Raw genomic sequence first — 8,348 nt, 5'->3', positions numbered from 1 at the left:
GTGTAAGCATTATCTACATTTGTTTCTAAGCGATCGCTTACGTTACAATGATCGGCACAAGCTTTAATCGTCGCTGGTGGTACGGTGTTAACGGTATCTCGCCCAATCAACTCTTCGATATACATCACATCGTTGTAGCTGGGGTCTTTGGTGCTAGTACTAGCCCAAAGTAGCCGTTGTACTGTGGCCCCTTTTTCTGCCAAGGCTTTCCAACGATCGCTCTCGATAATTTTCTTGTATTCTTGGTAAGCTATTTTAGCGTTAGCGATCGCTACTTTTCCTTTAACAGCTCTTAGCCTTGCTTCCACGGAAATATCATCAACGCCTTTTTTCAACTTAGCATCTATTTTGGCATCAATGTTGCTATCTATCCGACTGAGGAAGAAGCTGGCGACTGAAGCAATTGTACTAATGTCCTTGCCCTCAGCCAACCGTTTTTCTAAGCCACCAATATAAGCCCAAGCTGTGTTTACGTAGCTTTCTACAGAAAACAGCAACGTAACATTAACATTCATCCCTTCGGCTATTACCTGCTCCACTGCTGGCAAACCAGGCTTTGTACCGGGAATTTTAATCATCAGATTTTCCCGACCAACTTCTTGGAAATAGCGCCGAGCTTCGGTTATTGTTGCTTCAGTATCATGGGCGATAGTTGGTGGGACTTCAATACTCACATAACCATCTAGTCTATTCGAGGCTTCATAAACAGGGCGTAAAATATCACATGCGTAACGGATATCTGCAAAAACTAGCGATTCGTAAATTTTGTCTGTGGGTAAATTAGCACGAACTGCGGTTTCGATATCAGCATCATAAATGACATTACCTGCGATCGCTTTCTCAAATATAGCTGGATTAGAGGTAATCCCAGAAATACCTTGATTTTCAACCAGGTCTTTAAGTTCGCCTGATTGAATAATGTCACGGCTCAAATTATCCATCCAGATACTTTGACCGTATTGGTTAATTTCTAGTAAATGATTGGTAGACATAGCTCTAATTTGTTTCACTCCTGTATAGTGATGTTTCTAAGTAAATTGGCAAAACCCATCAAAATTTGATGGTTACTTTTGAATTGTGGCGTTGCCAATCACTTATCGCATCGGCCAGCTGAGATAATTTTTAATACATCTTTAAGAAGTGCTATTCTGCATCGCCAATCCTAAATCACCATGATTAACTTTTAATTAATGCCAGATGCTAGACGCATCCTTGATCCTCTTGTTACCGTCTTCTAGTGCAGCATGGCAAAAATAACTATCCATTTGAAAAAGTTTAAAAAGCTTTATTTACAAGCTTTATTTGCTCCTAAATCGTGCCTTTTTACACTAGTACATGTCAGCAGCCATTTCATTACAGCCAGAAAGACCAAAATTAAAGCATGAGTGACTTTTGACTTTTGACTTTTGACTTCTCCCTAGGGGTTGGCTAGTGTCCGTTTTGAATAAAAGACTCCACCTTTGCTACATCCTCTTTGCTACCAATAATTAAAGGTGTGCGTTGATGCAATTTTTTCGGCACTACATCCAAGATATCCATCAGTCCTGTAGTGGCGCGACCACCTGCTTGTTCAATCAAAAAGGCTAGAGGAGCAGTTTCATAAAGCAAGCGCAATTTACCTTCTGGGTTTTGAATTGTGCCTGGGTAGAGAAACACGCCACCTTGAACTAAAATTCTATGGATGTCGCTCACCATTGCGCCGCTATAACGAGCGCTGTAGCCTTCTGTGCGATGAACGTAGCGGATATATTCTCTAATTGATTCTTCCCACTGCCAGAAATTACCCTCATTCACGCTGTAAACAGAACCGTGGTTAGGAATCCGAATGTTTTCTTCTGTGAGAATAAATTCTCCTAAGCTGGGATCAAGGACAAAGGAATGAACGCCCTTACCTATACTATAAACCAGCATCGTGCAGGGCCCATACAGAATGTATCCAGCAGCAAGCTGCTTACGTCCGTTGGTGAGGAGGTCAGTTGCCTTACCATCGCTATCAGTTCCTTCTTGTTGGCGAATGGCAAAAATGGAACCTAAGCTGAGATTATTATCAGTGTTGGATGAGCCATCAATTGGGTCATACAGCAGAGTGTAGCGTCCAATGGGGCAATTTTCAGGGATATAGTAGGGTTTTTCCATTTCCTCAGAAGCTAGGCGACAGACCAAGCCGCTTTGCTTAAATACTGAGATAAACACATCATTGGCATAGACATCCATCTTTTTGACGGATTCTCCTTGGACATTAACTTCCCCAGTAAATCCGAGAACGCCTTCCATTAAACCAGCACGACTCATGCGGCGAGCAACTAATTTACCGGCCAGGGCAATGCGATTCATCAGCGCACTTAAATCTTGTGCATCTGGCGAAAAACTCTGAAGTTGCTGTAAGACGTGACGGGATAAGGTTGTACAATCACGATCTAGGGATTTGTCTGTAGCATCGTAGGTAGATAAATCTAAAGAATCTGCCGCTTTAGCCATTTTTACGTTCTCCGCAGCCACTAGCTGTTAGTTGGGTTTTAGTTGTGTATGGCAACTTATAGTTGCTGCTTCTATCTTAGAAAGGTAATTTGATAACTTAGATGTGACTTTAGATAAACTAAAGAAATGAATTTTCAGTGACTCCTGCACTCAAAGCCTAGATACGTAGTTTACTTCGACTCGTGTGTACACCGTAGAGGGGAGACGAAACGTAGCTTTGGCTCTTTGGGGTTCTTGTGGTTTAGTAAGTAATCAAGCGGACATGATATCAGTCGTGACGGGAGTCACTTCTGACTTAACGGGAGTCACTTCCGACTTAACGGGAGCCACTTCAGTCTTAACGGGAGTCACTTCCGACTTAACGGGAGTCACTTCCGACTTAACGGGAGTCACTTCAGTCTTAACGGGAGTCACTTCCGACTTAACGGGAGTCACTTCAGTCTTAACGGGAGCCACTTCCGACTTAACGGGAGCCACTTCAGTCGGATGTTGCCAGGACAGTTTCTGTATTTAGGATGAGTTTTATGTTGCACCTGCCTACCCCGCCTGAGAATAAATTCTCTTTTCTTATAGCCCAAGTTCACTAAGCGTAGACTACAACCCTTACTTAGTCTTCAATAGAAGATAGACTTTTTATTTCTCATTTATGCAAGAGGTATAGTGATTTACCGAAATTAAGGGCAACGAACTCACCAAGTATTATGTGCAGCTTGAGCTACCCTAAAGCTATGGTAAAACAGGTTTATATTTATCAATTGGGATTGAGAACTGCTTATGTTCAACTACAATCCATTAGAGTGCCTACCTTCATCAGCAGAATTACCAGATTCTGATGACACGCCTGTGGATAACGAACTGCAAATATTAATTCCCAACTTATTGTTAGCGATATTAGCTGCTATTTGGCAAACCCGCGATGATTGGTTCTTTGGGATCAACATGGGAATTTATTATACAATCAATAAACCTGCCATTGTCCCTGATGGGTTTTTAAGTTTGGGTGTAGAACGTTTTGTTGGAGAAAATGGGCGTTCTAGTTATGTACTTTGGGAAGAAGATGGCATTTCCCCAATCTTATCCTTAGAAATTGTTTCCCAAACTTACAATTTTGAATACGAACAAAAGAAAGCAGATTATGCCCAATTAGGCATTTTGTATTATGTCATTTATGCACCAACCCGGTTACGTCGTAAGCGTCAGCGTTTAGAAGTTTATCGTTTAGTTAATGGTGAATATATTTTACAACCAGGCGATAAAATCTGGATGCCAGAAATTGGTTTAGGCATTGGACGTGAACGGGGAACCTACCAAGGAATCACGCGAGAATGGTTGTATTGGTATGATGAAAGTGGTAATAGATACTCAACACCAGAAGAAGTGACAGTTGAGCAACAGCGACAACTAGAGCAAACACAACAACAGCTTCAGGAACTTTTAGCTAAATTAGAACAGAAGGGAATAAACCCGAATAATCTCTAAATAATTGGCGTTGGCGTAAAAGTTTGTCATTTTGCCGTTCGGTTTTAAATATGAAAGGATAAGGTGGCGATCGCACCTTACCTTTTTTCGTTAGGATTTATAAATTTTGTCAAGGTAAATTTTACATTAACAGTCTCTGAGTATCCGACCTTTTGGCTTTATCTACCATAGTTACTTACAAACTTATGCACTTGGGCTGATTTGTTAACAGCCGTGGACTTGTCATAATTTGCCTCTGCACCAATTGTTGGGCATTATAGTTTGGAAAAATAATTGCGATGCAGCTACGGTGGATAAATAGAGGTTGGTGTTAAGAAATTTGTCAATAGTGGGAGAGTGCTTTGTTTTGTTTCTTAACTCATCTTATCTGCGATGCTAGTTGCTAGGTAAGATTAACAGTGGAAACACTGATTTATCTAGGAGTAACGAACGTGGCAACTATTGACGGCGACTCTGGAAACAACTATCTAGTAGTTGGGATTGAAGAAAGTAATCAAATATACGGCTATGGAGGCGATGACACTCTAATAGGTGGCTGGGGTGAAGACCACTTAGTTGGAGGAAGTGGTAATGACATTCTCACTGGTGGTAGTGGTGGAGATACCTTTGTCCTGAATTACTCAGGTGGAGGTACTGATACAATTACAGACTTTTCAGTCTACGAAGATATTATTGAAATAACTATCCCTTTTCATGACTCAGGTACTAATGCTGTTAGGGGCAATATTTTTCAAATAACTGCCGCTAGTTTTAAATCAGCCGCTTATGCTCTATCCAGCAATTATTTAAAAGTAGCTGCCGTTGATATTGGCAAAAATGACAGTATATCAGCTAACGCATCTAAAGTAGCTGCCGTTGGTATTATGAAAAATGACAATATATCAGCTAACGGATCTAAAGTAGCTGCCGTTGATATTGTCAAAAATGACAATATATCAGCTAACGGATCTAAAGTAGCTGCCGTTGGTATTGGCAAAAATTACAATATATCAGCTTACGAATCTGCTAATTTTGATTTTTTGACATATAACCCAGACACTGGCGCTCTATTTTATAACAACGTGCAGCATGTAGCTTCGTTATCTGCTGGCCTTGACTGGAGTCAAGCTACTGTAGTGCTTGTTTGACAGAGTTAGTAATCAAAAACCTGACCCCGCTAGCAGAGTTTCTAGGACTTACGCATTGACAGAAAAGCCAAAATAACGGGTAGAGTTTTCAAGGCTGATAGCTAGATTTTTCAATGAGATTTTAGCGATGCCTGCGGCGGGCTGCGCCTACGCACTCAATCAAAGGTGATTGATAAAAGTCTGAAACAACGTATTTAGGTTGATGCACAAGATAGTTATTTTGTACAGTGCGTAAGTCCTAGTTTCTTACAAAGGGAGGGGTAAGGGGAAAGGTTCGCATAAGTATTACTAAAGTGGTGTTTTAGCTTCCAATAAAGTAACTTTCAAGGGTTAGGAGACAAGTTTAGTGAGTTTAAGAACCTGGTTCAGTCGCGGTTACCACTTAGGGTTGTCGGGCTTGGTGATTTTAGTGGGTGCGATTGACATAGAAGGAGGCGATCGCACATCCGCTCAGGTTACTGCTGATCCCTCTTTGGGAACTAAAGTGGAGTCACCCAACAGCAGAACCTACCAAATTACAGGGGGTACAACCGTTGGCGATACAAATCTCTTCCATAGTTTCAGCAACCTCAGTTTTAATAACCTGGAGATAGTAGATTTCCGTAACGCCGATACTATCAACAATATTTTGGTGCGAGTTACAGGGGGAAACCGCTCTGACATCCAGGGAACACTTCAAGCTCAAGGTAAAGCTAATCTCTTTTTAATAAATCCCAAGGGCATCATATTTGGAAGAAATGCCAGATTAAGAATTGGCGGTTCATTTATCGGCACAACAGCCAGTGCGATGCAGTTTCCAGGTGGTGGAGAATTTTCTATGACTTCACCCGTCGATCGGCTTAACCCCTTGCTGAGAGTGAATCCTTCTGCATTTATATTCAATCAGATTCTATCTCAGCCTATTGAGTCGATTCAAGTCAATAAAACAATTCTACTATCGGTTCCTAAAAGTCAGAGTTTAATGTTAGTGGGAGGCGATGTGAATTTAGAAGGAGCGCGACTGAGCGCTCCAGATGGTCGAATCGAATTAGGAGGATTGGCAGGAACAGGAACGGTAGGGTTAAACATTGATAACAACAATTTCCGCTTAAGTTTTCCTGATAATGTAGCGCGATCAAATGTATCTCTTACCAATCTATCTAGAGTAATTGCTACTGGTGAAGGCGGTGGCAGTATCCAGGTACAGGGCAAGCGCGTTACACTCAACGATGGTTCAAGTATTACGGTTAATACGCTAGGCTCAAAATCGGGAGCAACATTAGTGGTGAACGCCTTGGAGTCAGTAGAACTCTTGGGAGGAAGCAGTCTGTCGACTGAGACAGTAACCTCTGGAACTGCGGGAGAATTAAGGATTGAAACTGGGCAGTTGATTGTTCAAGATGGCTCGCAGGTTTCAGCTTCCACTTCTAAAGAATCTACTGGGGAGGGGGGAAAGTTGTTTGTGACTGCCGACTCTATCAAACTCATTGGAACCTCGCCAGGAGATGACCCCAGTGGCTTGTTTACTGTAACAGAGGGCGCTGGAGCTGCCGGAGAATTGAAGATTGAAACTGGACAGTTGATTGTTCAAGATGGAGCGCAGGTTTCAGCTTCCACTCGTAGTCAGGGAAACGGTGGAACGTTGTCTGTGAGTGCGGACTCTATCAAACTCATTGGAACTTCGGCAATAGGTAAACGCAGTGGTTTACTTGTTGGGACTGAAGGTGGTGGAGATGCCGGAAACTTAGACATAAAAACTGGGCAATTGATTGTTCAGGATCGAGCAAGAATTTCAGCTTCTACTTCTGGTGAGTCTACAGGACTGGGGGGAAGCATCACAATTAATGCTGGAGAATTAAATGTCCTCAATGGGGCTGACATAACTGTAAGCAGTCAAGGAACTGGGGATGCAGGCTTACTCAAAGTTTATGCTAACTCGATCGCACTGGACACTCAAGGAAAACTCGCAGGTACAACAGCATCGGGTAAGGGTGGGGATATTAGTTTAGAGGTGCGGGATTTTATACTAATGCGTAACCGCAGTGCGATCGCCACTACAGCTGCTAACAATGGCAGTGGCGGTAATATCGACATCAATGCCCCATTCATTATCGCCGTCCCTGGTGAAGACAGCGACATCCTTGCCAATGCCAATCAGGGTAGTGGGGGTCGGATTCAAATCAAAGCCACTGGCATCTATGGACTAGAGGATCGCACGAAGTTGCCTCCAAATCCAAAAATAAGTGAGATCAACGCCAGTTCAGATTTTGGCCTCAACGGCATTGTAGAAATCAACACGCTCAATGTTGACCCCACCCGTGGCTTAATCAACTTACCAGCCGTACCAGTCGATACTCAAGTGTCGCAAGTTTGTCAAGTGCGTCCTGGTGAAAATGAAAGCAGTTTTACGATCACCGGACGCGGCGGCTTACCACCCAACCCCACCAAAGACATTCTCGCTCTTGATGTAGTTAAAGTAGATTGGGTAGCTCTCAAGCCAAAGGGTGAAAACCACTCTAGTACAAGTGTTTCAACTCAGGCAAATAATTCTAGTCCAGCGCCGATTGTGGAAGCGCAAGGGTGGATGATAAATGCTAAAGGTGAAGTTGTACTAACGGCTAATGCGCCCACAAACACGCTTTATAGTTCGTGGCAAAACCCAGCTAATTGTCGTAGCGATTTTTAGATTTGAGATTGCCAATTGGTAATTGCTTTGAAACCATCAATTATGAATTATCAATTACCCTCAATACAGAAGCGATCGCGGCTAACGTGGATCACGGTACTTGGAGATTTCTATTGGGTTATTTGTTAAAAACTGTTGGTTTATCAGAATTTGCCTTTGCGCCAATTGTTAGACGTTATGGCTTGGAAAATAATTGCGATGCAGCTAAAGCGGTAGATAAACAGAGGATAACTCAATACTGACACTGTTAATACTGGAGCTTGGTGTTAAAAAATTTGTGAATGGTCGGGAGAACACCTTGTTTTATTTGTTAATCAATCTCATTGGTGGTGGTAATTGCTAGGTAAGATATACAGTGGAAACATTTATTTATCCGGGAGTGACAAACATGGCAACTACCCATGGCCCCTCTGAAAACAACTATCTAGCTGGGACTCCAGAAAACGATCAAATATACGGCTATGAAAGCAATGACACTCTAAAGACACACGATAGAGCACTGGCTGTCCCAACGGATAAAGTATTAATCTTACAATCTCTTGTGTGCAACAGCACTGCTGCTGGCGGAAGTTCTCCCGACCAAATATTGCTGAAAGTCG

The 8,348-nt window shown here is 42.4% G+C and carries 8 protein-coding genes; 5 read left to right on the top strand and 3 right to left on the bottom strand.

What is annotated here, in order from left to right; genetic code table 11:
- The 3 genes from tal to VE944_RS29835 form a co-directional block, all read right to left on the bottom strand.
- Nucleotides 1-992 (bottom strand): transaldolase (gene tal / locus VE944_RS29845; protein WP_324986071.1); only part of this gene is annotated, 992 nt, incomplete at its 3' end.
- 436 nt (nt 993-1,428) lie between these two features.
- On the bottom strand, nt 1,429-2,478 hold the full coding sequence (gene fbp / locus VE944_RS29840; RefSeq protein WP_324986068.1) for a class 1 fructose-bisphosphatase: 1,050 nt from the start codon (nt 2,476-2,478) through the stop codon (nt 1,429-1,431).
- 252 nt (nt 2,479-2,730) lie between these two features.
- On the bottom strand, nt 2,731-2,955 hold the full coding sequence (locus tag VE944_RS29835) for a hypothetical protein (protein ID WP_324986065.1): 225 nt from the start codon (nt 2,953-2,955) through the stop codon (nt 2,731-2,733).
- Between the two features lie 297 nt (nt 2,956-3,252).
- Here VE944_RS29835 and VE944_RS29830 point away from each other — a divergent pair, with 297 nt between their 5' ends.
- The 5 genes from VE944_RS29830 to VE944_RS29810 form a co-directional block, all read left to right on the top strand.
- Nucleotides 3,253-3,957 (top strand): Uma2 family endonuclease, encoded by a 705-nt coding sequence (locus VE944_RS29830; protein ID WP_324986062.1) that lies wholly within the window; start codon nt 3,253-3,255, stop codon nt 3,955-3,957.
- Nucleotides 3,958-4,388: 431 nt separating this feature from the next.
- Nucleotides 4,389-5,084, top strand: coding sequence for a calcium-binding protein (locus tag VE944_RS29825; RefSeq protein WP_324986060.1), 696 nt, complete (start codon nt 4,389-4,391; stop codon nt 5,082-5,084).
- Nucleotides 5,085-5,430: 346 nt separating this feature from the next.
- Complete coding sequence (locus VE944_RS29820) at nt 5,431-7,749, top strand: two-partner secretion domain-containing protein (protein WP_324986057.1); 2,319 nt, start codon at nt 5,431-5,433, stop codon at nt 7,747-7,749.
- Between the two features lie 2 nt (nt 7,750-7,751).
- A complete protein-coding gene (locus VE944_RS29815; RefSeq protein ID WP_324986055.1) occupies nt 7,752-7,991 on the top strand; it encodes a hypothetical protein in 240 nt (79 codons plus the stop codon).
- Nucleotides 7,992-8,137: 146 nt separating this feature from the next.
- On the top strand, nt 8,138-8,348 hold a 211-nt coding region (locus tag VE944_RS29810; protein ID WP_324986053.1), incomplete at its 3' end, for a hypothetical protein.

Origin of the sequence: Nostoc sp. (assembly GCF_035638895.1) — a bacterium.
In the GTDB taxonomy this organism is placed as follows: domain Bacteria; phylum Cyanobacteriota; class Cyanobacteriia; order Cyanobacteriales; family Nostocaceae; genus Nostoc.
Note: the sequence above shows the minus strand (reverse complement) of the source record. Positions and strands in the feature narration are given on the sequence as shown.